Source organism: Salinarimonas sp. (assembly GCF_040111675.1).
GTDB lineage: Bacteria > Pseudomonadota > Alphaproteobacteria > Rhizobiales > Beijerinckiaceae > Salinarimonas.
In genome coordinates this window covers 2,028,524-2,052,187 of the sequence record NZ_CP157794.1, presented here as the reverse complement: position 1 = coordinate 2,052,187, position 23,664 = coordinate 2,028,524, and the positions used below count along the sequence as shown (strand labels likewise).

The window sequence follows — 23,664 nt, the reverse complement described above, 5'->3', positions numbered from 1 at the left end:
GCCCTTGCGCCGAAGGCGGCGCGATCGCGGCGGACGCGGGGCGAACTAGAGCCGGGCTTCGCCGTTGTCGATGCTCCGGCGGTCCGTCATCGGACGGCCTTGCCAGGGCGCGCGGAAGGCGTCAACTCGCGAGCCGCGCGCGATACGATTCGCCGCGTCGGGGCGGGTCTGCTAGAACGGCTTAACCGAGCGTTAAGCAAAGGTTGGCCGGGCGACTGGGCGGAAAGGGGGGACGGGCGGTGCGCTTCGATCGGACGACGAGCCTGTGGACGCGCCTCAAGCGCTGGGCGCTCGGCGTCGACGCCTGGCTGTCCGCCTCGGCCTTCGATTCCTCGGAGGACTTCAAGGCGATTTGGAGGCGCTACACCGCCTTCACCGATCTTTTCCGCGCCCGCGGCGCCGCGCGCGTCGTGCTCGATCTCGCCTCGGAGGGCGTGACGCTCGGCCTCGCCGGCGCCGTGGTGATGCTCGCCCTCGCCATCCCCGCCTTCTACGAGACGCAGGAGAACTGGCGCACGACGGACGAGCTCGCCGTCACCTTCCTCGACCGCTACGGCCAGGAAGTCGGCCGCCGCGGCATCCGCCACGACGACTCCGTGGCGCTCGACGAGATCCCCGAGGTGGTGATCAAGGCCGCGCTCGCGACCGAGGACCGGCGCTTCTTCTCCCACTGGGGCATCGACCCGATCGGCACCGCGCGCGCCCTCGTGACCAACTCGCGCGAGGGCGCCGTCGTGCAGGGCGGCTCGACAATCACCCAGCAGCTGGCCAAGAACCTGTTCCTGACGAACGAGCGCACGCTCGACCGCAAGATCAAGGAGGCCTTCCTCGCGCTCTGGCTCGAGTTTCAGCTGTCCAAGAACGAGATCCTCAAGCTCTATCTCGACCGCGCCTACATGGGCGGCGGCAATTTCGGCGTCGTCGCGGCGGCGGACTTCTATTTCGGCAAGCCGATCCAGGAGGTGACCCTCGCCGAGGCGGCGATGCTGGCGGGCCTGTTCAAGGCGCCCTCGCGCTTCTCGCCACACGTCAACCTGCCGGCCGCCCGCGCCCGCGCCAACGACGTGCTCACCGCCATGGTGAATGCCGGCTTCATGTCGGCGGGCCAGGTCGAGATCGCCCGGCGCAACCCCGCGAGCGCCATCGACCGCGGGCGCGAGACCACGCCGGACTATTATCTCGACTGGGCCTTCGAGCAGGTGCGCGACATGGCCCGGGACGGCGCCTTCGGCGACGAGCGGGTGCTTCTCGTCAAGACGCCGCTCGATCAGGCCATGCAGCGCCGCGCCGAGCTCGCGGTGGAGGACACGCTGCGCCAGCACGGCGAGCGCTATCGGGTGAAGCAGGCGGCCGCCGTGCTGATGGAGCCCGACGGGGCGGTGCGCGCCATCGTCGGCGGGCGCGATTACGGGCAGAGCCAGTTCAACCGCGCGGCGCACGCGCGGCGCCAGCCCGGCTCGTCCTTCAAGCCCTTCGTCTACGCCACCGCCCTCTCCTACCTGCCCTACCGGCCGGATTCGCGGGTCGTCGACCGGCCGATCTGCCTCGGGAACTGGTGCCCGAACAACTACAACCGCTCCTTCGCCGGGGCGATGCCGATGATCACGGCGCTGGCGCGCTCGATCAACACCATCCCCGTGCGGCTCTCGGTCGAGATCGGCGAGGGCAACGCCAAGCGCGGGCGCGCGCGCATCATCGAGACGACGCGGGCCATGGGCGTCGAGACGCCGCTCGCCGACACGTCCTCGCTGCCCATCGGCGCCTCCGAGATGACGGTGCTCGACATGGCGGCGGGCTACGCCGTCTTCGCAAACGGCGGCGAGCGGGCGCGGCCCTATGCGGCCGTCGAGGTGACCACGGCCGACGGGGCGCTGCTCTATTCGCACGACCGCGACGCGCCGCGCGAGCGGGTGCTCTCCACCCGCGTCGTCTCCGACATGAACACCATGCTCGTGGCCGTCCCCGAGCGCGGCACGGGGCGCCGCGCGGCGCTCGACGGCATCCGCTCGGCGGGCAAGACCGGCACCACCAACGCCTATCGCGACGCCTGGTACGCCGGCTATACCGGCAATTTCGTCACGGCGGTGTGGTTCGGCAACGACGACTTCACCTCCACGAACCGCATGACCGGCGGCTCTCTCCCGGCAATGACCTTCAAGGAGATCATGAGCTTCGCCCACCGCGACGCGGAGCTGCGGGCGATCCCCGGCCTCGAGGAGGACGGGCCCGCCATCGCCGGGACCGATCCCGCGACGACCGCGAGCGTCGACCCGGCCGTGCTCGCGCTGTCGCGCAACACGCTCTCGCGGCGCTCCTTCGAGGTGATCAGCGGGATCGGCAGCCTGTTCGAGGAGGCGCGGCGCCCGGCGGCGCCGCCCGGCTTCCACGAGAGCCGCGCCGCGCCGGGCCGCCTCGCCGAGCAGCGCCGTCCGGAAGCGGGCTTCACCGCCGTCACCCGCTGAGGCCCGGCTTCGATGCTCGACGCCCTGCGCCGCGCGCTCAGGAACCTCTACCATCTCGTCCTGATCGCCTGGGCCGCCGCGCTCGGCGCGGGCCTCGGCCTCGGCTCGGCCTGGCTGACCCTGGAGGGCGACTATCCGTTCGGCGAGCGGCGGGCCCAGGCCTGGACCGCCTGGCCCTCCGTCGGCTCGCCCGAGAGCGACCCCTACGCCCGCGCCATTCTCGCCCGCTCCGGCGACGTGCCGCTGGCGCTCGGAGAGGGCATCGCCTTCCATGCGCTGGCCGACGAGCTCGGCCGCCCCCTCGACGCCGCCTGCGACTACGAGATCGCGGGCGAGACGCCGGCGGCGCGCGTCTGGACCATCGCGCTCTACGACGAGGCCGGCCGGCTGGTCGAGACGCCGCAGCGGCGGGCGGGGCTCACCTCGGCGGAGGTCCTGCGCGACGAGGACGGGGCCGTGACGATCACGCTCTCGCCGCGGCCGAAGCCCGGCAACTGGCTGCAGACGCCCGGGCGCGGGCGCGTCCAGGCCGTGCTGCGGCTCTACGACAGCCCGGTCTCGGGCGCGATCGGCTGGCTCGACGAGGGCGCGATGCCGCGGGTCGTGCGCACCGGATGCGGGAGGGCGACCTCGTGAGCCTGCGCCGCGCCGCGATCCTCGACAGCCTCGCCCGCAATGCCGGCAAGCTCGTCCTCGCCACCGTCACCGGGCTCGTTCTGGCGGGCATGACGCATATCGCGGCGATCCTGATGCTGCCCTGGCTGTCGCACAACGACGCCTTCTCGCGGCTCTCCCCCACCGCCACGGCCGACGCCGCCGTGCTGATCGCCCCCGCCCGCGGCGACGCCTTCGCGGAGCCGCGGGAGGACGGCGCTCGGACGGGGCCGGGCGACACCTGGATGCCGCTGCACGATCCGGCGGTCGCGGTCGGCGCCTGCGCCTACGATCTGGCCGAGGGCCCGCTGCGGGTGAGCGCCGTCGACGGTCCGCTGTTCCAGACGCTGTCGCTCCACGCCCGGGGGGCCGGCGCCTACTACGCCGTCACCGACCGCGCCGCCGTGCGCGGCCGGCTCGAGCTCGTCGTCGCCACGCAGGCGCAGCTCGACGCCCTCGTCGCGGCGGAGGCCGACGAGGAAACCGAGCCCGTCGACGGCTTCGGGGACCTGCGCGTCGTCGCGCCCACCCGCGAGGGCTTCGTCCTGGTGCGGACGCTCGCGACCTTCCCGAGCGAGGCGGAGCTGGCGCAGACACTGGTCGAGGCGGTCTCCTGCAGGATCGAGCCGCTCTGAAGCCGGCGCGGCCAACGACGAAACCCCTTTGCGCCCCGCGTGTTGGCGTCGCGAAACCGAACAGCGACACGACACGAGGCGAACGCCATGGCGCACGAGACCTCCCATTCCAGCGACGGCACGCTCACCAACCGGCAGGGCCATGCGGTCTCGAACAACCAGTCCCAGCGCACGGTCGGGCCGCGAGGCCCGGCGACGCTGGAGAACTACCAGTTCCTGGAGAAGATCAGCCATTTCGACCGCGAGCGGATTCCCGAGCGCGTGGTGCACGCGCGCGGCTTCGTCGCCTACGGCGAGTTCGAGGCGACGGGGAAGATCGGGGACGAGCCGGCCTCGAAGTACACCCGCGCCAAGCTGTTCCAGGAGGCGGGCAAGAAGACACCGCTCGCCATCCGCTTCTCCACCGTGATCGGCGGGCGGGATTCGTCCGAGGTCGCCCGCGACCCGCGCGGCTTCGCGGTGAAGTTCTACACCGAGGACGGGAACTGGGACCTCGTGGGCAACAATCTCGCGGTGTTCTTCATCCGCGACGCGATCAAGTTTCCCGACGTGATCCATTCCCTCAAGCCGGATCCGGTGACCTTCCGCCAGGAGCCGAACCGGATCTTCGACTTCATGTCGCAGACGCCGGAAGCGATGCACATGCTCACGCATCTGTTCAGCCCGCGCGGCATCCCGCGCAGCTATCGGCACATGGAGGGGTTCGGCGTCAACACCTACAAGATGGTCAACGACGCGGGCGAGACCGTCATCGTCAAGTACCACTTCCACCCGCGCCAGGGCGTCGAGAGCCTGACTGCGGCGGAGGCGGCGAAGGTCCAGGGCCAGGATCTCGGCTCGGCGTCGAAGGATCTCTACACGGCGATCGCGCGCGGCGACCATCCGCAATGGGACATGTCCGTGCAGATCATGTCCGACGACGAGCATCCCGAGCTCGACTGGGACCCGCTCGACGACACCAAGATCTGGCCGGAGGAGGACTTCCCGCTGCGGCATGTCGGCGTCATGACGCTGAACCGGAACGTGGAGGACGTCTTCAACGAGAACGAGCAGATCGCCATGGGCACGGGCGTGCTCGTCGACGGGCTCGACTTCTCCGACGACAAGATGCTGGTGGGCCGCACCTTCTCGTACTCGGACACGCAGCGCTACCGGGTCGGGCCGAACTATCTGCAGCTGCCGGTGAACCGACCGCGGACCGAGGGCGTGCACACCAACCAGTCCGGCGGGCAGATGTCGTACTCCCGCGACATGGGGCCCGGCCAGAACCCGCACGTCAATTACGAGCCCTCGATCCATAACGGCCTGCGCGAGGCCGAGGGAGACCGCGAGAGCCGGCCGCCGGAGCTGCACGGGCGGCTCGTGCGGGAGGTGATCGAGCGCCGCAACGACTACGTCCAGGCCCGCGGCCGCTTCTGCACCATGATGGATTGGGAGCGCGACGACCTGATCGCCACCATGGGCACGCTCCTCTCCGAGTGCGAGCGCGACGTCCAGGAGCGCATGGTCTGGCACTTCTTCCTGGTTCACGACGATTACGGCAGGCGCGTCGGCGAGGCGATCGGCGTCTCCGTGGACGACGTGCGCGGGCTCGCCCCGCTGAAGGACCAGGTGCTCACCGAGGAGGACCAGCGCCGGCTGAAGAGCCTGGGCGCCAACGGCGACCGCATCGATCCGAAGGACTGGCGCGGCTGGACGAGCTCCGTCACCAACCGCAAGGCCAGCGCCGAGGACGTGCTCGGGTCGTATCCGTCGGCGGGCAAGCAGGCGGCTGAGTGAGGCCTCGCTCGAGACCCCTCTTCCGAAGGGGCACGAACGGGAGAGGGGCAGGGGTGAGGGTATACCCCCAGCTGTCATCCCGGATTGCGAAGCAAGTCCGGGAGCCAGAACCGCGCAGGCCGATTTCAGCGTGCGCGGAGCGCGCGCGTCCCGCGACCGTGACGCCGCGATCGATGTCTCGGGACGCGGCGTTGAACGCCGCTCGACGAATGTCGGCGGTTCTGGGTCCCGGGTCCGCTTCGCGGCCCGGGATGACGCGCTCACCACCGCGTTGCCGTCCCGGGCTCGGAACGAGTGTCACCCCTCCAGCACCGCCAGGAAGCGCTTCGCCCAATCGCTCGTCGAGTTCGCCTCCACGCGCGCGAGCATGCGCTCCCAGCGCTCCTGGCGCTCCTCGAGCGGCATCTCGAGCGCGCGGGCGATGGCGGCGGCGGTGGCGTCCGGATCGTAGGGGTTGACGATCAGGGCGCAGTCGAGCTCGTGCACCGCGCCGGCGAAGCGCGAGAGGATCAGCACCCCGGGATCGTCCGCGGGCTGGGCGGCGACGAACTCCTTGGCGACGAGGTTCATGCCGTCGCGCAGCGGGGTCACCAGCCCGACCTTGGCCATCCGGTAGAGGCCCGCCAGCGAGGCGTGCGGGATCGGCGAGTTCACGTAGCGGATCGGCACCCAGTCGACGTCGCCGAAGGCGCCGTTGATCCGGCCCACGTGCTCGGCGACCTCCTGCTCCATGTCCTGGTACTCGGGCACCTCCGAGCGCGAGCGCGGGGTCACCTGCAGGAGGCTGACCTGGTTGCGCTGCTCGGCATGGGTCTCGAGATAGCGCTCGAAGGCCTCGAGCCTCTGGCCGATGCCCTTCGAATAATCCAGCCGGTCGACGCCGATGATCAGGTCGCGCCCGCGCATGCTCTGGCGCAGGCGCACCGCGAGCTCGTCCTGCGCGCCCTCGCGGGCGAGCTCCATGAAGGCCTCGGCGTCGATGCCGATCGGGAAGGCGTCGGCGCGAGGCGGATGCACCGCGCCCAGCGGCAGGTCGCGGGCGAGGCAGGTGAGGAAGTTCTCCGCCCCGAGCGGCGTCTGGAAGCCGACGACGTCGTAGGCGGCGAGCCCGCGCAGCAGCCGCTCGTAGGCCGGCAGCGCGCTCGACACCTGCGAGGGCGGCCAGGGGATGTGGAGGAAGAAGCCCATCCGGTTCTCGACCCCGCGGTCGCGCAGCATCGCGGCGAGCGGGATCAGGTGGTAATCGTGGATCCAGACGATGTCGTCGGGCTCGATCAGCGGCGCCAGCGCCCGGGCGAAGCGCTCGTTGACCTCGAAATAGCCCTTCGTGTCCTCGGCGCTGATCTGGATCAGGTCGAGCCGGAAATGGCAGACGGGCCACAGCGCCCGGTTGGAGAAGCCGGCGTAGTAGCGCTCGTGCTCCACCTCGTCGAGGTCGATCGTGGCGTAGGTGACGTTCCCCTTGGTGCGCGTGTGCGGCGTGTCGGAGGCGCTCCCCTCCTCCACCGTCTCGCCGGACCAGCCGAACCAGAGCCCGCCGCGCTCCTTCAGCGCCGCGCCGAGCGCGACGGCGAGGCCGCCGGCCTGGGTCTTGGTCGGGTCCGGGACCCGGTTCGAGACGACGACGAGGCGGCCCGTCGCCCCCGTCCCGTCCGTCTCGCCCCCTCGGCGTGCATCGCTCACGGCGCGTCCTTTCTCGTTCTCGGCCCCGAACGTCAACGCGCGAACGCGGCCGTGATGTTCCTGCCACTGTGCGGGAAGGCGGGGGCGGGCTCAAGCGGGGGGCGGCTGCGCGGAGCCTGCAGCTTCAACGAAGCAGCTTCAGAAATGTCTCCCGACATAGCCGATCAAGACAAAGGGCCGAGCATCTTGTTTTTGAAAATAAATGCGCACACACTGGTCTGGAGAGACGCCATCCGCCGGCTTTGCGTGCAGCTCACAATGGACTTCACGCCCGCCCGAGAATGGGAAGGTACGCTCTCGCTGTGCAGCTTTGCTTGCCTTTGTCGTTTCTGACTCGATGCTCGCCTCGACACCGTTTTCGCGCAACCAAGTTACAACCGTTCGGCCCAGCGGTCCAGCGTCTAAAGCTTTTGCCAATTCGCCGAGCGTAAGAAGATACCTCAGCACCTTTTCTGGAGGGCCTGCCTTCGCATTAAGCGACTCTGCTTGGTCAAATATCTTCAGAGAAAACTCGACTCTGTCGCCCAATTCATCCATCGCCATCTCGATAGCTTGCCTGATCGTTTCGGGCTCCCCGCGAGGATCAGCCAGCGCTGGTTCGATTGTCTCCGCCCGCTGCGCAAGATAAAGAGCCGCAACATTCTGTTGTAAAAGCTCGATCTGGTTCTCAAGGTCAGTGATCCTCTTCTTTTGCTCGCGATTCTCGACAGCGAGTCGTTTATTTTCCTGTTCATAAAGCGTCATCAACGCTGCGTCGTCACCTTCTTCAGCAGCACCTCTTACGCTTTTCTCGAATTCTGCGACGAAGAAATCTTTTTCGAAATCTTCTATCCGCGGATCGTCAGCAACAAATGCGGAAGCCTCTAGCACCGTGGATTGTATAATACGCCTTATCCTCTTTGACGCCGAATCCTCGTCTTCTCCCTGTCTCATCATGTTGTCCAAGGTAAAAAGCTTATGTTCAAAGGGGCTGGAATCTGCTCCTCTAAACGGCCAGTATATTCGCGCCGCGCCATTATAGCATGACCACTGCTGCCCCCTCCACTGCGAAAGGGACCAAGTAGCTTCATTATCGATCATACATACATGACAGAGACCACAAATATCCTGTGATAACGTCTCATGTAGATCCCCGAACACCTTGCCATCGAAATCAGAAATAAGGAAAATGGGCAGCCTTCTGGCCGGAGAGGCGATGAGATCTGTTAGGGTTGCTACATTGCCGGCGTCGACACGAAACCAGCGGGCAAACACTCGCTCGTCATTGCCCGATACACGCCATTCCTGCCTGGTTTCGAGGATCTGGCGGATGAACCGGGGGGAGTGAAGGTCGAGTTTCGGCGGCGCGAGCCCGACCTCCGACGTGACGGCGAGACGAACCCGGGTGAGCAAATTGCCAGCATCCAGAAGGACGCGTAAACTTGTGTGGAGGGCTCCCCCCGAAACCGGCTCGGCCAAATCCATTGAAAACATCAGGCGACTGTCGACGCTCTCGAGCTTACGCACGAATTGCGCTTCTTTGCCGCTCCGTTTAATTCTGTAATTTTCGGTTTCGAAGCCGTCAAGCTTGCGGCTGGCCCACCTGTCTAAGATTGTAAACACTTCCTCGAAGTGCGCTTCGGCTGCAGAGGGCGCCTCGAATTGAAACTTCGCAACGGTTTGCACGATTCACCCCCACAGCCTTTGGTTAAGATTGCCCGCTTCCGCAGCTCGGCGCAAGAGTTGCGGCTATGTTCCTACCTTCCCTCGCCCCTCCCTTCCCCTCGCCTTGCCGCCCTTCCCTTCCCCTTGCCCCTTCCCCGCCCCGGCGCTAAAGCCTGCCTGCGAGGTGCGAGGCATGAGCGAGAGCGTCACCGCGGCGATCCTGGTGATCGGCGACGAGATCCTGTCCGGGCGGACGAAGGACAAGAACATCGGCTACATCGCCGAGTACCTCGGGGCGCTCGGGGTCGACCTGCGCGAGGTGCGCGTCGTCCCCGATATCGAGGCGGAGATCGTCGCCGCCGTCAACGCGCTGCGCGGGCGCTACGACTACCTCTTCACCACCGGCGGCATCGGGCCGACGCACGACGACATCACCGCCGATTCGGTCGCCGCGGCGCTCGGGCGCGCCATCGACGTCGATCCGCGCGCGGTCGCGATGATGCGCGAGCGCTATTCGGAGGGCGAGCTCAACGCGGCGCGCCTGCGCATGGCGCGCATCCCGGAGGGCGCGGAGCTGATCGAGAACCCGATCTCGAAGGCGCCCGGCTTCATGGTGGAGAACGTGATCGTGATGGCCGGCGTGCCCTCGATCATGCAGGCCATGCTCGACGCCGTCGCCCCGCGGCTGCGCACCGGCGCGAAGATGGCGGTCGAGACGCTCGACGCCGGCGGCCTCGCCGAGGGCAGCTACGCCGAGGCGCTCGGCGCGCTGGCGGCCGAGCATCCGGGCGTCTCGATCGGCTCCTATCCGTCCTTCACCGGGGCCGGCTTCCGCAACCAGATCGTCCTGCGCGGGCGCGATCCCGCCGCCATCGCCACGGCGGCCGAGGCCGTGCGCGCGCTGCTCGCCCGCCTGACGTCCGACAACGCCCCGATCTGACCCCACCCGCCGCAGAGGTCCGCCGCCATGACGCCCACCACCCCCAAGGCCTTCCCCGTCTCCTGGGACCAATTCCACCGCGACGCCCGCGCGCTCGCCTGGCGCCTCGCCGAGAGCGGGCCGTTCGAGGGGATCGTCTGCATCACCCGCGGCGGCCTCGTGCCGGCGGCGATCGTGGCGCGGGAGCTCGAGATCCGCATGATCGAGAGCGTCTGCATCGCGAGCTATCACGACTACAAGAACCAGGGCGGGCTCCAGGTGCTCAAGGAGATCGCGCCCGCGGTGCGCGCGCTGGGCGACGGCCAGGGCAAGGGCGTGCTCGTGATCGACGACCTGGTCGACACCGGCAAGACCGCCCGGGTGGTGCGCGAGATGCTGCCGAACGCGCATTTCGCCACCGTCTACGCCAAGCCCGCGGGCCGGCCGCTGGTCGACACCTTCATCACCGAGGTGAGCCAGGACACCTGGATCTACTTCCCCTGGGACCTCGGCTACGCCTTCCAGCCGCCGATCCGCGACGGCGCGCCGGGGTAAAACCGGGGATCGCATCGACCTCCCCGCACCTACATCCTTGAGGCGTAGCGTCCCAAGTCCGCCTACTTTTCCGATATGATTCACGTATCATTTAGGATGTTCCTCTAGAGATTGCAGGAGGGCCGCGCGCGACGCCTTCGTGGCCGGCCCGGCATTTCTCGAGGGGGTCACGATGCTCACGGTTCCACGCGGGATCGCCGCGCGCCTCGCTTTCGGCTTCGGATTTCTCATCGTCCTGATGGGCCTGCTCACGTGGACTTCGGTGAGCGAGATCAATCGGCTGGACGACAACTTGAGGCAGATCAACGAGGTCAACAGCCGCCTGCAGCGGTTCGCCATCAACTTCCGCGGCAGCGTTCACGACCGCGCCATCGCCATTCGCGACGTCGTTCTCGTCGAGGATGCGGCCGAGCGTCGCGCCGCCGTCGACCTGATCGCGGCGCTGGCCGCGACCTATTCCGAGAACGAGCGCGCCATGGACACGCTCGTCGCGCAGGTGAACGCCTCCGTCGAGGAGCGCGCCATCCTCGCCGACATCGCCGCGATCCAGTCTCGCACGAATCCGCTCGTGGCCGAGATCGTCCGCTTGCAGCAGGCCGGGGAAGCGGGCGAGGCGCGCGCGATCCTGCTGCAGCAGGTGAGCGGGCTGTTCACCGAATGGCTCGCCGCCATCAATCGCTTCATCGATTTCCAGGAGGCGGCGAACCAGCGCATCGGCGCGGAAGTCAACGCGGCCGCGAGCGGCTTCCAGACCACCGCCGTGATCGCGCTCCTCGTCGCGGCGGGCCTCGCCGCCGCGGCCGCGATCCTCGTCGGTCGCTCGATCACCGTCCCGGCGGGTCGTCTCACCGCCGCGATGCAGCGCCTCGCCGCGGGCGACAACGACGTCGCCATTCCCGGCGACAGCCGCCGCGACGAGATCGGCGACATGGCCCGCACCGTGGTCGTCTTTCGCGACAACGCGATCGAGCGGGCGCGCCTCCAGGAGGCGGACGCCGAGCGGGAGCGCGCCGAGGACCGTCAGGCGCAGCTCGAGACCCTGATCGCCCGCTTCCGCGAGGTGGTGCAGCGCACGCTCGCCAGCGTCAACGACGGCACGCGCACCATGCGCACCACCGTCGGCTCGCTCACCGACGTCGCCGGCACCGCGGCGGGCAAGGCGAGCGCCGCGCGCGACGCCTCGACGACCGCCGCATCCGAGGTGCAGGCGGTGGCGAGCGCCGCCGAGCAGCTCTCTGCATCCATTCGCGAGATCGCGACCCAGGCGGATCGCGCCTCGGAGGTCGTCGCCCGCGCCACCGCCACCGCGCAGTGCACCAACGGCAAGGTCGCGAGCCTCGCGGAAGCGGCCGAGCGCATCGGCGCGGTGGTCGACATGATCCGCACCATCGCCGAGCAGACGAACCTCCTGGCGCTCAACGCCACGATCGAGGCGGCGCGCGCCGGCGAGGCGGGCAAAGGCTTCGCCGTCGTCGCGGCGGAGGTGAAGACCCTCGCCTCGCAGACCGCCAAGGCCACGGACCAGATCGCCGAGCAGATCACGGCCGTGCAGGGCTCGACGCGCGAGAGCGTCGAGGCGATCCGCGAGATCGGCGGCGCCGTGCACGAGATCGAGAGCTTCATGCAAGCGGTCGGCACCGCCGTGCAGGAGCAGGACGGGGCGACGAGGGAAATCTCCCACTCCATCTCGATCGCCTCCAAGGGCTCGACCGACGCGACGCTCAACGTCGAGACCGTCGCGTCCGCGATCCACGAGACCTCGGGGCAAGCCCGCAACCTGCTCGACGTCTCCGACGAGCTCGCCGGGGTCGCGGCCGAGCTCTCCGAGGCCGTCGAGGCCTTCCTCGACGGCGTCGCGGCCGGCCGCGGCGTGGACGCGCCGCCTCCGCCGACGCGCCGCGCCGCCTGACCGGGCCGGGCGGCGGAGGACACCCTCGGCCGCCCTCGCCTCCCGCGACGGGCGAAATCGGAACCGTCCACGCGTTTTCCCGGTTGTCGGACGACGCCCGGGCCATAATATCGCCGCATGCCGCATTCCGATCCCCTCCGCCATCCCGAACGCCTTCGCCGAACCCTTTTCGGCGCGCTGGTGGATGCGCGCGACCGGTTCGGCAAGACCTTCGTCATCCTGGAGGACCCGCAGCGCCAGCCGCTGACCTACGCGCGGCTCGTGCTCGGCGCGCTCGTGCTCGGTCGCAAGCTGATCGAGGAGACGCAGCCGGGCGAGCGCGTCGCGCTGTTCATGCCGAGCGTGCAGGCGACGGCGGTCGCGCTGTTCGGGCTCAACGCCTTCGGGCGCGTGGCGGCGATGCTGAACTTCACCGCCGGCGCGCGCAACCTCGTCTCCGCCTGCGAGACGGCGAAGATCCGCACCATCGTCACCTCCCGCAAGTTCATCGAGGAGGGGCGGCTCGAGGAGCCGCTGGCCGCAATCGCCGAGGGGCGCCGGGTGGTCTACCTCGAGGACGTGCGCGCGCGCCTCACCAGCCTCGACAAGATCAGCGGCCTCCTCGCGAGCTTCCGCGCCAAGGCGATCGCGAAACGCGCCGGCGGGCCGGACGACCCGGCGGTGATCCTGTTCACCTCGGGCGCCGAGGGGGCGCCCAAGGCGGTGTGCCTGACCAACGCCAACGTCATCGCCAACGCCGTGCAGATCGCCGAGCACGCCGGCGACGCGCTGACGACGGCAGACACGATCTTCTCGCCGCTGCCGGTGTTCCACTCCTTCGGCCTGACGGCGGGGCTGGTGCTGGGGCTCCTCAACGGCTTCAAGGTCGTGCTCTACCCGAGCCCCCTGCACTACCGCATGGTGCCCAAGCTGATCGGCGCGACGAACGCCACCTTCCTGCTCGCCACCGACACCTTCCTGCAGGGCTACGCCCGGGCCGCGGGCGAGGGCGACCTCGCCGGCCTGCGCTACGTCATCGCCGGCGCAGAGCGGATCAAGGACGAGACCCGCCGCCTCTACGAGCGCAACGGGACGGAGATCATGGAGGGCTACGGCGCCACCGAATGCGCGCCCGTGCTCTCCTGCAACCTCCCCGGCCGCAACCGGCACGGCTCGGTCGGCCCCTTCCTGCCGTCGATCGAATGGCGGCTCGAGCCGGTGGAAGGCATCCATCAGGCCGGGCGGCTCGTGGTGCGCGGCCCGAACGTCATGGCGGGCTATCTCGCGCCCGACGACGCCGGGCGCCTGATCGCGCCGCCGGGCGGGTGGTACGACACGGGCGACATCGTCTCGGTGGACGACGGCTTCGTCACCATTCGTGGACGCGCCAAGCGCTTCGCCAAGATCGGCGGCGAGATGATCTCGCTCGCGGCGGTGGAGACGATGGTCCAGGAACTCTGGCCGGAGTACAACCACGTGGTCGTCTCGTTCCCGGATCCGCGCAAGGGCGAGCAGCTCGTCCTCGTCACCGACAAGCCGGAGGCGGACCGCGAGAGCGTGCTCGCCTTCGCGCGCGAGCGGGGCTTTCCGGAATTGTGGGCGCCTCGCGCGCTCCTCGTCGTCGCCGGCATCCCGGTGCTCGGCTCGGGCAAGATCGACCAAGTGGCCACGGTGGAGATGGCGCGCGGGCTTCTGCCGATGCTCTGACGCCGGGACGCGTCAGGCGCCCGGCTCGACGGCGGAGGCGGGAACGTGCTCCTCGATGGCGAAACGCGTCTCGCAGGGCCGATCGCGCGCGCCGCGTCCCCAGAACCCGCGCGCGCGATCGAAGCCGTGAGCCGGAAACGCGGCGAGCTTCTCGAGCACGAAGGCGACGGCGTCCTCGCGCCGCGCGAAGGCGTGCGGAAAAGCGTCCCGATCGAGCGTCCGCTCGCCGGGCCCGACAACGCGCCATGAGACGTGATACGCCATGCCGTCCTCCATGCCGACGCGGCGCAGGATAGTGCGTCGCGACAGACCGTCCATAGCAAAGTCCATTGATGGTTTAGGACGCCTCGCAATGGTCTCGTATACCGCCGCGGTATTGCTTGACCGAGGGAACGATGCACGCGGAGAGGGAACCGGCACATCGACCCATACTCGTGGATGTTGGCGCGTCGGTGGCCGACTCGCTAGCGTCGGGCGCCGATCCTTTCGCAGCACGCTGGCTTCCATGTTCGACGAGGACCCTCCGCACTATCACGGACACCGCGATCGCCTGCGCGCGCGCTTCGTCGAGGTGGGCGGCGACGTCCTGCCCGACTACGAGCTGCTCGAGCTCGTGCTCTTCCGCTCGATCCCGCGCCGGGACGTGAAGCCGCTGGCGAAGGACCTGATCCGCCGGTTCGGCGGCTTCGCCGAGGTGATCGGCGCGCCGCCCGCGCGCCTCGCCGAGGTGGGCGGGCTCCGCGAGGCGACGATCGTCGACCTCAAGGTCGTCGAGGCGGCGGGCCGGCGGCTCGCCAAGGGCGCGGTCGCCAAGCGGCCGATCCTGTCCTCCTGGGCTTCGGTGATCGACTATTGCCGCACGGCCATGGCCTTCGCCGAGAAGGAGCAGCTGCGCATCCTCTTCCTCGACAAGAAGAACGGCCTCATCGCCGACGAGGTGCAGCAATCCGGCACCGTGGACCACACGCCGGTCTACGTCCGCGAGGTGGTGAAGCGCGCGCTCGAGCTCTCCGCGACGGCCATCATCCTCGTCCACAACCACCCCTCCGGCGACCCGACGCCCTCCTCCGCCGACGTGCGGATGACGCGGGAGATCGTCGACGCCGCCCGCCCCCTCGGCATCGTGGTGCACGACCACATCATCGTCGGGCGCGACGGGCACGCCAGCCTGAAGGGCTTGAAGCTGATCTGAGGAGGGGCGGCGCGGCGGGCCGAATCACGCGGTCCGGTACGGGCGCGGAGGCCGGCTCGGCGTTGCCGGGAATGCAATCTCTAAGATCTTTACCTCTGAAATTCACTCTCTGGACGCAAAGACGCCTGTTCGTTCGGCCGCGAAGGAGAAAGATCAGAGCGCGCATGCGGCAAGAGATTGCACCCGTCGAGGCACAACCTATGCTGCGGGTCGCTTCACAACCCTCGGAGGAAGCCCCATGCCCACCCGCCGTGACGCCCTGCTCATGGGCTCCGCGCTCGCCGCCTTCACCCTCGCGCCGGGCGCGAACGTGATGCGCGCCTTCGCCCAGAACTCGGTCCCCGTCCGCCGCAGCCTGGCGACGATGAAGCCCGATGATCCGGACCTCTCCGCCTTCCGCGAGGCGGTGGGCATTCTCAAGGGCCGCAGCAGCGGGCCGGTGACCTGGCAGACGCTGTACAAGATCCACGGCGACGGGCAGGTGTTCAACCATTGCCCACACGGCAACTGGTACTTCCTGCCCTGGCATCGCGCCTTCGTCGTGACCTACGAGCGCGTGGTGCGCGAGGTCACCGGCAAGGCCGATTTCGCCATGCCCTATTGGGACTGGTCGGCGGACCGGAACTTCCCGGCGGTCTTCGCCGCGGAGACCTACGACGGACAGCCCAACCCGCTGTTCGACCAGGGCCGGACGCTCGCCAACATCAGCCAGCCGCTTCCGGACCAGTGGGTCGGGCCGCAGGTGATGGACCAGATCGCCAACGAGCCGACCTACGACCTGTTCGGCTCCTTCATGCTGCCGGGGCAGGACTCGCTCGACCTGAACTGGGTGTCGCCGCACCCCTGGAAGTCGAGCACGCAGGGCCTCCTCGAGAATACGCCGCACAACCAGATCCACAATTGGATCGGCGGCGACATGCCCACCGCCCAGTCGCCGCGCGACGCCATCTTCCAGATGCACCACGGCAACATCGACCGCATCTGGGCCGAGTGGAATCATACCGGCCATCAGAACCCGTCCGCCTATGCGCGGGACCCGAACGGCGATCCCATCTACCCCGCCGCCTATTGGGCGGACATGGTCTTCACCGACAACTTCTTCTATCCGGACGGCACGCCCTGGTCGCCGAAGGTCACCGATCTCGAGGACACGGAGGCGCTCGGCTATCGCTACGATTTCCCGCAGGTTCCGCAGGAGGTGCTGATGGCGATCGGCCCGCGCGGCGACGCGGCGCGCACGCAGACGCTCGCTGCGCTCGCCGATCGGGCGACGGGCGCGGCCGCCGGCACGACGGTGACCCCGGTCGAGGGCACGGCGCGCCTCTCCGAGCCGCTCTGGATCACGGTGCCGGTGGCGCGCGAGACCATCGCGGCGATCGCCGCGGCGCCGCGCGGATCGAGCCGCCTCCTCATGCTCGCCGCCCCGCCGCCGCGCCCGCGCGTGCTCGCCATCATCCGCGACATCGCCTACACGAACCAGGAATCCACGAGCTTCAACGTCTTCCTCGACCGCCCGGGCCTCGACCCGAGCGCCTCGACGGACGACGCGCACTACGTGGGCTCCGTCTCGTTCTTCGGCCCCTCCGGCCATGCCGGGCACGGCGGAGGGACCGGCGACGGCATGGCCGGGCCGGGCGTCGTGCTCGACCTGACGGACGCGATCGCTCGGGTCTACGGGCCGCGCACGGAGGTCCCGGAAGATCTCACCCTGCAGGTCCAGCCGGTGCCGCTCGGGCCGGCCGACGATCTCGGCGAGGTGGGCACCTTCACGCCGACGAGCGTGGAGATCGTCACCGTTCCGGCGTAATCGCACGCCAGGATCGTGCGCTCGCGGGGCAGGTCCCGCGAGCGCACAGGATCGAGAGCATGACCCGCTCCGGACGACGCCCGTCCCGTCTCGCCGCCATCGCCGTCCTCGGCGGCGCCGTCGCCTCCGCCGCAGCGGGCGCCGCCGCCGCGGACGCCACGGCGCGGGTGGGGGCGCCGGCCCGTATCGCGCTCGCGCCCGCGGCGGCGCAGGCCCTGCCGCCGGACGCCGGGGCGATCGTCACGGTCTCGCTCGCCGCCTACGAGCCCGCGGACGAGGGCTTCGTCTCCGCCGAGGTGGCGGCCCGCGGGCCGTCCGGGGAGACGGTCGCGCTCGGCGCCTTCTCGGTCTTTCCCAACGCGCCCTTCGGCGCGGACGACCCGGCATCCGGCATGAGCTTCGCCTTCCCGCTCGCCGCCGACGATCTCGCGCGCCTCGGCGGGGCGCCGAGCGAGATCGTGGTCCGGCTCGAGCCCGTCGGCGGCGCCGCGCCGGAGGCGACCATGACGATCGGCGGCGTCGAGATCCGCCCGCGCTGAGGGGCGGCTTGCCTTTCGCGCGGGAACGGGGCTTTCTTCCGCGGGAAAACCAGGACGACCCAGCCGATGACCTTCGAGACCTGGGCGGCCTTCGCCGCCGCCTCCGCCGTGCTGCTCGTGATCCCGGGCCCGACCGTGCTGCTCGTCGTCTCCTACGCGCTGGGGCAGGGCCTGCGCGTGGCGCTGCCGATGGCGATCGGCGTCGCGCTCGGCGACTTCACGGCGATGACGCTCTCGATGATCGGCGTCGGCGCGCTGCTCGCCGCCTCGGCGACCGCCTTCACGGTCGTGAAATGGCTCGGCGCGGCCTACCTGATCTATCTCGGCGTCCGGCTCTGGCGCGCCGGAGGCGGAGGCGGAGAGGAGCCGCAGCCGCGCACGGCCGCGACCCGGCCCGGCCGCATGCTCGCCCACGCCTGGCTGGTGACGACGCTCAATCCGAAGAGCATCGTCTTCTTCGTCGCCTTCCTGCCGCAGTTCCTCGATCCCGCGGGCGACTTCCTCGCCCAGCTTCTGATCTTCCAGGCGACGTTCCTCGTGCTCGCCTTCGCCAACGCCTTCGGCTACGCGGCGTTGGCCGCTCGTGCGCGCCGCCTCGCGCAGCGTCCGGGCGTGCTGCGCGCCGTCAATCGCGTGGGCGGGACGGCGCTGATGGGGGCTGGCGTCGCGAGCCTCGCGATGCGCACGAGCTGACCGGTCGCCGCATCCGCCTTTCGCCGGGGCTTTCCCTGGCGTGGCTTTTGCCTCTAGGCTCTCCACATGCGACCCGCGACGCAACGCGGGCGCGACGGGAACGGCGAGGGAGTGTATGGCGGCGTTCGACGAGATGGATGGCGGTCACGAGCCGGGCGCGTGCCGTGCGGCCTACGGCAAGCTGAAGCGCTGGCTCGACACCACGCCGCGCGAGGTGTTCGACGCCCGGCGCAGCCAGGCGGAGCTCTTCTTCCGGCGCATCGGCATCACCTTCGCCGTCTACGGCGACGAGGAGGCGACCGAGCGGCTGATTCCCTTCGACATCATCCCCCGCCTCATCACGCGGGACGAATGGGAGCGCGTCGAGGCGGGGCTCAAGCAGCGCGTGAGGGCGCTGAACCTCTTCCTCGCGGATCTCTACGGAAAGCAGGAGAGCCTGAGGGCGGGCATCATTCCCCAGGACCTCATCTTCCGAAACGAGCACTACCGGCTCGAGATGCAGGGGCTGAAGGTCCCGCACGACGTCTATTGCCACATCGCCGGCATCGACCTGGTGCGGGTGGACGCCGACACGTTCTACGTCCTCGAGGACAACGCGCGCACCCCGTCGGGCGTCTCCTACATGCTGGAGAACCGCGAGGTGATGATGCGGCTCTTCCCGGAGCTGTTCGCCAAGCACCGTGTCGCGCCGGTGGAGAACTACCCGGACGCGCTCCTGGCGACGCTGCGCTCGGTGGCGCCCAACGCCGGCAAGAAGGACCCGACGGTCGCGCTGCTCACGCCGGGGCAGTACAATTCGGCCTATTACGAGCACTCCTTCCTGGCCGACCAGCTCGGCGTCGAGCTGGTGGAGGCCTCCGACATCTTCGTGCGCGAGGACCGCGTCTACATGCGCACGACGGAGGGGCCAAAGCGCGTCGACGTGCTCTACCGGCGCATCGACGACGAATACCTCGACCCGCTGGTCTTCCGCCCGGATTCGGTGCTCGGCGTGCCGGGCCTGTTCGCCGCCTATCAAGCGGGCAACGTGACCCTCGCCAACGCCGTCGGAACGGGCATCGCCGACGACAAGGCGGTCTACACCTACATGCCGGAGATCATCCGTTTCTTCACCGGCGAGGAGCCGATCCTCAAGAACGTGCCGACCTGGCGCTGCCGCGAGGAGGAGTCGCTCAGGTACGTGCTCGACCACCTGCCGGAGCTCGTGGTCAAGGAGGTCAACGGCTCGGGCGGCTACGGCATGCTGGTGGGACCGCACGCGACCAAGGACCAGCTCGAGACCTTCCGCAGGAAGCTGCGCCACGACCCGTCGGGCTTCATCGCCCAGCCGACGCTGGCGCTCTCCACCTGCCCGACCTTCGTCGCCTCCGGCGTCGCGCCTCGGCACGTCGACCTGCGGCCCTTCGTGCTCACCGGCGCCGACGAGATCCGCGTCGTCCCGGGCGGGCTCACCCGCGTCGCGCTGAAGGAAGGCTCGCTCGTCGTGAACTCCAGCCAGGGCGGCGGCACCAAGGACACCTGGGTGCTCGACGGCTGAGCCGTCGGGCGCCTTCCCCCGCGTATCCGCGTCACCACGGACGAACGAGGCCATGCTCTCACGCACCGCCAACAGCCTGTTCTGGCTCTTCCGCTACACCGAGCGCGCGGATTTCGTCGCCCGCATCCTCGACGCCACGGTGCGCCTGGCCGCGCTGCCGACGAGCTACGGGGAGCGCAACGAATGGGAGAGCGCGCTCGAGGCGGCGGGCTCGGCGGAGATCTTCCGGCAGCATTACGGCGCCGTCACCGAGGATACGGTGCGCGACTTCCTCGCCTTCTCGCCGCACAATCCCTCCTCGATCCGCTCGTGCCTGGAGCGGGCGCGCACCAACGCGCGCTCGGTGCGCACGGCGCTGACGCTGGAGATGTGGGAGACGATCAACGGCGCCTGGCTCGAGCTCGCCAAGCGCCGCAACGCCGACATGAGCCGGGAGGACTTCGCCCGCTTCCTGGAATGGGTGAAGGGCGTCTCGCTGGAGTTCGACGGCTCGGCCTACCGCACGATGCTGCGCAACGACGCCTATTACTTCACGAGGCTCGGCGTCTCGATCGAGCGGGCGGACAACACGGCGCGCATCCTCGACGTGAAGTATCACGTGCTGCTGCCGCCGACGGAGCGGGTGGGCGGCTCGCTGGACTATTTCCAGTGGACCACGATCCTGCGCGAGGTCCAGGCCCACACGGCCTACCATTGGGTCTACCGCGAGAGCGTGAAGCCGTGGCTGGTGGCCGACCTCCTGATCCTCAATCGCCAGATGCCGCGCTCGCTCGCCTGCTGCTACGAGAGCCTGGTGCGCCATCTCGACCTCATCGCCGATCTCTACGGACGGCGCGGGCCCGCGCAACGCCACGCCAGCGACTGCGCCGCCCGGCTCTCCGCGATGCGGATCGAGGAGGTGTTCGGGCGCGGGCTGCACGAATGGGTCACGGAATTCATCATCGACAACAACAAGCTCGGCGCCGCCATCGCGGACCAGTACCTCACCTGAGGCCGGGCGACGGGGGGAGGCGCGCCCGATGCGCATCCGGATCGAGCACGAGACGACCTATACCTACGAGGAGCCGGCGAAGGGCCTGATCCAGGTGCTTCGCCTGACGCCCCGCGCGCATATGGGCCAGCACGTCTTGCGCTGGCGCATCGAGCCCTCGCTCGACGGCGCGCTGCGCCAGGGCGAGGACGCGCTCGGCAACATCGTGCATCGCTTCGCGGCGGAGACCGCGGGCGACGAGCTGACGATCCGCGTCGTCGGCGAGGTGGAGACCGACGAGACGCACGGCGTCGTGCGCGGCGCCGTGGAGCGAGCGCCGGAGCTCTACTTCCTGCGCACGACGCCGATGACGGCGCCCTCGGATGCGCTGATCGCCTTCGCGGAGGAGCATGCGGGCGCGGCCGCGTCCTCCGATCCGCTGGCTGCGCTGCACGCGCTCGGCACGGCGCTGCACGAGCGGCTCGCGATGGAGCGCGGCCCGGCGGACACGGCGGTGGGCGGCGCGGAGGCCTTCGCCCGCGGGCGCGGCCTGCCGCAGGACATCGCCCACGCCTTCGTCGCGGCGGCGCGCCACTTGGGCATTCCCGCCCGCAACGTCTCGGGCTATCTCTACGCCACCGACGAGGACGCGGACGACAGCGGAGGGGACGCCGGTGGTGAGCCCGAGGGCCAGGGCGGGGGCGAGGGCGCGCGCGGCCATGTGCATGCCTGGGCGGAGGCCAAGGCGGCCGGGCTCGGCTGGGTGGCGTTCGACCCCTCGCGCGGGGTCTGCGCCGGCCCGGCCTACCTGCGGGTCGCGATCGGCCTCGACGCGCCGGGCTGCGCGCCGGTGCGCGGCGCGCGCTACGGCGGCGGCGCCGAAGCGCTTTCCGTGCGCCTCAGCGTCACCGACGCCCGCGGCGGTGCGCCGGATCGCGAGCCCGCTTCCGGCTCCGGCTCGGGGCAGAGCCACTCCCAGTCCCAATCCTGACGCGTCTCCCCGCAACGCCGCCCGGCGCGGCCCGACCCGGACCCACTCGCCATGACCTATTGCGTCGGCCTCCTCGTCGAGCAGGGCCTCGTGATGATCGCGGACACGCGCACCAACGCGGGCCTCGACAACGTCTCGACCTTCCGCAAGCTCACCGTCTACCGCCGCCCCGGCGAGAGCGTGATGGCGCTCGCCAGCGCGGGGAACCTCTCCGTCTCCCAGACGGTGGTGAGCCTCCTCGACGAGGGGCTGGAGGACCCCGAGACCGGCGCGATCGCGCGGCTCGAGGACCAGCCGACCCTGTTCAAGGCGGCCGAGCTCGTCGGGCGCGCCATCCGCGAGGTGCGCGCCGTTCACGGGGAGGCGCTCGCGGCGGCGGGCGTCACCTTCGACGTCTCGTTCCTGTTCGGCGGGCAGGTCCGCGGCGGGAGCATGCGGCTCTACATGATCTACGCCGCCGGCAACTTCATCGAATGCGGGCAGGACGCGCCGTTCCTGCAGATCGGCGAGCACAAATACGGCAAGCCCATCCTCGATCGCGCGGTACGCTACGAGGGCGATCTCTACGACGCGCTGAAGATCGGGCTGATCTCGATGGACTCGACCATGCGCTCGAATATCGGCGTCGGGCTGCCCATCGACGTCATGGTGCTGCGCCGGGACGCGCTGGAGCCGGAGGTGCTGCACCGGATCGACGCCGGCGAGCCCTATTTCCACGACCTGCGCGAGCGCTGGTCGGCGGCCTTGCGGGCGGCCCACATGGCGATCCCGCGCCCGCCCTACGGGCCCAAGCGCGGGACCTGAGCCGCAGCGGCGCGCGCGTCACGCCGCCTGGGCGGTGATGATCCGGGGAAGCGCCTTCTGGCCTTCGTCGAAGACGTGGCAGAGCGCGCCGTCGAAGCCGAGCGTCACCTGATCGCCCTCCTTCTGGTGCGCATCGCCCGGCAGCTTCGCGGTGACCATCGAGCCGTCGGCGAGGCGCACGTGCAGGAGATACGCCTCCCCGAGCTGCTCGATCACGTCGATCTTGCCGGTGACCTCCGAATCGGAGGGTTCGAGCACGATGTGCTCGGGGCGGATGCCGAGCGTCACCTTCTGCCCGGGCCTGGCGCGCGCGCCGTCGACCTTGGCGACGGCGCGCCCCCCGCCGGGCAGGCCCATCGTCACGGTGTCGGCGCTGGCGCTGTCGACCGTCGTCTCGATGAAGTTCATCCGCGGCGAGCCGATGAAGCCCGCCACGAAGAGGTTCTGCGGGTTGTGGTAGAGCTCGAGCGGATGCCCGACCTGCTCCACGTTCCCTGCGTTGAGCACGACGATCTTGTCCGCGAGCGTCATCGCCTCGACCTGGTCGTGCGTGACGTAGATCATCGTCACGCCCATGTCCTTGTGGAGCTTGGCGATCTCGATGCGCATCTGGACGCGCAAGGCCGCGTCGAGGTTGGACAGCGGCTCGTCGAACAGGAACACCTTGGGCTCGCGCACGATGGCGCGGCCGATGGCGACGCGCTGGCGCTGGCCGCCGGAGAGCTGCTTGGGCAGGCGCTCGAGCAGCGGGGTGAGCTCCAGGATGTCCGCGGCCTTGCGCACCGCCTCGTCGATCTCCTGCTTGGAGGATTTCGCGAGCTCCAGGCCGAAGGCCATGTTCTCGTAGACCGTCATGTGCGGGTAGAGCGCGTAGGACTGGAACACCATCGCGATGCCCCGTTCCTTGGGGCTGAGCGCGTTCACCCGCTTGTCGCCGATATACATGTCGCCGGCGGTGATGTCCTCCAGCCCGGCGACGAGGCGCAGCAGCGTGGACTTGCCGCAGCCCGACGGGCCGACGAAGACGACGAACTCGCCGTCCTTGATGTCGAGATCGACGCCGTGGATGATCTCCACGCCACCGAACCGCTTGATCACGTTCTTCAGGACCACTTCGGCCATCGCCGGGTCTCCTCCGCTCGTCGGCGCGGCGCGCGCGCCTCAATCAATGTCGGAATGGAGGGCGCGGGCGCCGCGCCCCCTGC

The 23,664-nt window shown here is 69.5% G+C and carries 20 protein-coding genes; 16 read left to right on the top strand and 4 right to left on the bottom strand.

Annotated features, from left to right (window positions below; translation table 11 throughout):
- Window positions 1-239: 239 nt before the first annotated feature.
- From ABL310_RS09555 to ABL310_RS09540, 4 genes are all read left to right on the top strand, one after another.
- Window positions 240-2,462, top strand: a complete 2,223-nt coding sequence (locus tag ABL310_RS09555; protein ID WP_349371443.1) for a PBP1A family penicillin-binding protein — start codon at window positions 240-242, stop codon at window positions 2,460-2,462.
- Window positions 2,463-2,474: 12 nt separating this feature from the next.
- A complete protein-coding gene (locus ABL310_RS09550) occupies window positions 2,475-3,098 on the top strand; it encodes a DUF1214 domain-containing protein (protein ID WP_349371442.1) in 624 nt (207 codons plus the stop codon).
- Window positions 3,095-3,751 carry a hypothetical protein gene (locus ABL310_RS09545; RefSeq protein WP_349371441.1) on the top strand — a complete coding sequence of 219 codons (657 nt, stop codon included), beginning with the start codon at window positions 3,095-3,097 and terminating at the stop codon, window positions 3,749-3,751. Before ABL310_RS09550 ends, ABL310_RS09545 begins: the two co-directional genes overlap by 4 nt.
- Before the next feature lie 87 nt (window positions 3,752-3,838).
- Window positions 3,839-5,530 (top strand): catalase, encoded by a 1,692-nt coding sequence (locus ABL310_RS09540; RefSeq protein WP_349371440.1) that lies wholly within the window; start codon window positions 3,839-3,841, stop codon window positions 5,528-5,530.
- 297 nt (window positions 5,531-5,827) lie between these two features.
- Here the strand turns inward: ABL310_RS09540 and otsA are convergent, their stop codons facing one another.
- Window positions 5,828-7,213 carry an alpha,alpha-trehalose-phosphate synthase (UDP-forming) gene (gene otsA / locus ABL310_RS09535; RefSeq protein WP_349371439.1) on the bottom strand — a complete coding sequence of 462 codons (1,386 nt, stop codon included), beginning with the start codon at window positions 7,211-7,213 and terminating at the stop codon, window positions 5,828-5,830.
- Between the two features lie 138 nt (window positions 7,214-7,351).
- A complete protein-coding gene (locus ABL310_RS09530; protein WP_349371438.1) occupies window positions 7,352-8,878 on the bottom strand; it encodes a hypothetical protein in 1,527 nt (508 codons plus the stop codon).
- A gap of 172 nt (window positions 8,879-9,050) precedes the next feature.
- Between ABL310_RS09530 and ABL310_RS09525 the strand changes: the two genes are divergently transcribed.
- From ABL310_RS09525 to ABL310_RS09510, 4 genes are all read left to right on the top strand, one after another.
- On the top strand, window positions 9,051-9,797 hold the full coding sequence (locus tag ABL310_RS09525) for a molybdopterin-binding protein (RefSeq protein WP_349371437.1): 747 nt from the start codon (window positions 9,051-9,053) through the stop codon (window positions 9,795-9,797).
- A gap of 27 nt (window positions 9,798-9,824) precedes the next feature.
- Window positions 9,825-10,331, top strand: a complete 507-nt coding sequence (gpt, locus tag ABL310_RS09520; RefSeq protein WP_349371436.1) for a xanthine phosphoribosyltransferase — start codon at window positions 9,825-9,827, stop codon at window positions 10,329-10,331.
- Between the two features lie 172 nt (window positions 10,332-10,503).
- Window positions 10,504-12,240, top strand: coding sequence for a methyl-accepting chemotaxis protein (locus tag ABL310_RS09515; protein ID WP_349371435.1), 1,737 nt, complete (start codon window positions 10,504-10,506; stop codon window positions 12,238-12,240).
- Between the two features lie 117 nt (window positions 12,241-12,357).
- Window positions 12,358-13,926 carry an AMP-binding protein gene (locus ABL310_RS09510; protein WP_349371434.1) on the top strand — a complete coding sequence of 523 codons (1,569 nt, stop codon included), beginning with the start codon at window positions 12,358-12,360 and terminating at the stop codon, window positions 13,924-13,926.
- A 12-nt stretch (window positions 13,927-13,938) separates the two neighbouring features.
- Here ABL310_RS09510 and ABL310_RS09505 read toward each other — a convergent pair whose 3' ends face one another.
- A complete protein-coding gene (locus tag ABL310_RS09505; protein ID WP_349371433.1) occupies window positions 13,939-14,190 on the bottom strand; it encodes a hypothetical protein in 252 nt (83 codons plus the stop codon).
- Between the two features lie 241 nt (window positions 14,191-14,431).
- On the opposite strand from ABL310_RS09505, the gene radC reads away from it, so the two are divergent.
- The 8 genes from radC (at window position 14,432) to ABL310_RS09465 (ending at window position 22,459) form a co-directional block, all read left to right on the top strand.
- Window positions 14,432-15,118, top strand: a complete 687-nt coding sequence (gene radC, locus ABL310_RS09500) for a DNA repair protein RadC (protein WP_349371432.1) — start codon at window positions 14,432-14,434, stop codon at window positions 15,116-15,118.
- Window positions 15,119-15,356: 238 nt separating this feature from the next.
- A complete protein-coding gene (locus ABL310_RS09495; RefSeq protein ID WP_349371431.1) occupies window positions 15,357-16,925 on the top strand; it encodes a tyrosinase family protein in 1,569 nt (522 codons plus the stop codon).
- Between the two features lie 59 nt (window positions 16,926-16,984).
- Window positions 16,985-17,464, top strand: coding sequence for a hypothetical protein (locus ABL310_RS09490; protein ID WP_349371430.1), 480 nt, complete (start codon window positions 16,985-16,987; stop codon window positions 17,462-17,464).
- Window positions 17,465-17,530: 66 nt separating this feature from the next.
- Window positions 17,531-18,157 (top strand): LysE family translocator, encoded by a 627-nt coding sequence (locus tag ABL310_RS09485; RefSeq protein WP_349371429.1) that lies wholly within the window; start codon window positions 17,531-17,533, stop codon window positions 18,155-18,157.
- Between the two features lie 115 nt (window positions 18,158-18,272).
- Window positions 18,273-19,694 (top strand): circularly permuted type 2 ATP-grasp protein, encoded by a 1,422-nt coding sequence (locus ABL310_RS09480; RefSeq protein WP_349371428.1) that lies wholly within the window; start codon window positions 18,273-18,275, stop codon window positions 19,692-19,694.
- A gap of 52 nt (window positions 19,695-19,746) precedes the next feature.
- Window positions 19,747-20,685, top strand: a complete 939-nt coding sequence (locus ABL310_RS09475; protein WP_349371427.1) for an alpha-E domain-containing protein — start codon at window positions 19,747-19,749, stop codon at window positions 20,683-20,685.
- Window positions 20,686-20,713: 28 nt separating this feature from the next.
- Entirely contained in the window at window positions 20,714-21,655 is a 942-nt protein-coding gene (locus ABL310_RS09470; RefSeq protein ID WP_349371426.1) for a transglutaminase family protein, read from the top strand.
- A 51-nt stretch (window positions 21,656-21,706) separates the two neighbouring features.
- Window positions 21,707-22,459, top strand: a complete 753-nt coding sequence (locus ABL310_RS09465; RefSeq protein ID WP_349371425.1) for a peptidase — start codon at window positions 21,707-21,709, stop codon at window positions 22,457-22,459.
- A gap of 18 nt (window positions 22,460-22,477) precedes the next feature.
- On the opposite strand, the gene ABL310_RS09460 is transcribed toward ABL310_RS09465, so the two are convergent.
- Window positions 22,478-23,581 (bottom strand): sn-glycerol-3-phosphate ABC transporter ATP-binding protein UgpC, encoded by a 1,104-nt coding sequence (locus ABL310_RS09460; RefSeq protein ID WP_349371424.1) that lies wholly within the window; start codon window positions 23,579-23,581, stop codon window positions 22,478-22,480.
- Between the last annotated feature and the right edge of the window lie 83 nt (window positions 23,582-23,664).

Bases quoted from the DNA above. Each gene is read 5' to 3' on its own strand.
- ABL310_RS09490 (WP_349371430.1), top strand. From the start codon at position 16,985: ATGACCCGCTCCGGACGACGCCCGTCCCGTCTCGCCGCCATCGCCGTC.
- gpt (WP_349371436.1), top strand. From the start codon at position 9,825: ATGACGCCCACCACCCCCAAGGCCTTCCCCGTCTCCTGGGACCAATTC.
- ABL310_RS09505 (WP_349371433.1), bottom strand. From the start codon at position 14,190: ATGGCGTATCACGTCTCATGGCGCGTTGTCGGGCCCGGCGAGCGGACG.
- ABL310_RS09460 (WP_349371424.1), bottom strand. From the start codon at position 23,581: ATGGCCGAAGTGGTCCTGAAGAACGTGATCAAGCGGTTCGGTGGCGTG.
- ABL310_RS09480 (WP_349371428.1), top strand. From the start codon at position 18,273: ATGGCGGCGTTCGACGAGATGGATGGCGGTCACGAGCCGGGCGCGTGC.
- ABL310_RS09465 (WP_349371425.1), top strand. From the start codon at position 21,707: ATGACCTATTGCGTCGGCCTCCTCGTCGAGCAGGGCCTCGTGATGATC.
- ABL310_RS09510 (WP_349371434.1), top strand. From the start codon at position 12,358: ATGCCGCATTCCGATCCCCTCCGCCATCCCGAACGCCTTCGCCGAACC.
- ABL310_RS09470 (WP_349371426.1), top strand. From the start codon at position 20,714: ATGCGCATCCGGATCGAGCACGAGACGACCTATACCTACGAGGAGCCG.
- ABL310_RS09525 (WP_349371437.1), top strand. From the start codon at position 9,051: ATGAGCGAGAGCGTCACCGCGGCGATCCTGGTGATCGGCGACGAGATC.
- ABL310_RS09540 (WP_349371440.1), top strand. From the start codon at position 3,839: ATGGCGCACGAGACCTCCCATTCCAGCGACGGCACGCTCACCAACCGG.
- ABL310_RS09485 (WP_349371429.1), top strand. From the start codon at position 17,531: ATGACCTTCGAGACCTGGGCGGCCTTCGCCGCCGCCTCCGCCGTGCTG.
- ABL310_RS09495 (WP_349371431.1), top strand. From the start codon at position 15,357: ATGCCCACCCGCCGTGACGCCCTGCTCATGGGCTCCGCGCTCGCCGCC.
- ABL310_RS09515 (WP_349371435.1), top strand. From the start codon at position 10,504: ATGCTCACGGTTCCACGCGGGATCGCCGCGCGCCTCGCTTTCGGCTTC.
- ABL310_RS09550 (WP_349371442.1), top strand. From the start codon at position 2,475: ATGCTCGACGCCCTGCGCCGCGCGCTCAGGAACCTCTACCATCTCGTC.
- radC (WP_349371432.1), top strand. From the start codon at position 14,432: ATGTTCGACGAGGACCCTCCGCACTATCACGGACACCGCGATCGCCTG.
- ABL310_RS09475 (WP_349371427.1), top strand. From the start codon at position 19,747: ATGCTCTCACGCACCGCCAACAGCCTGTTCTGGCTCTTCCGCTACACC.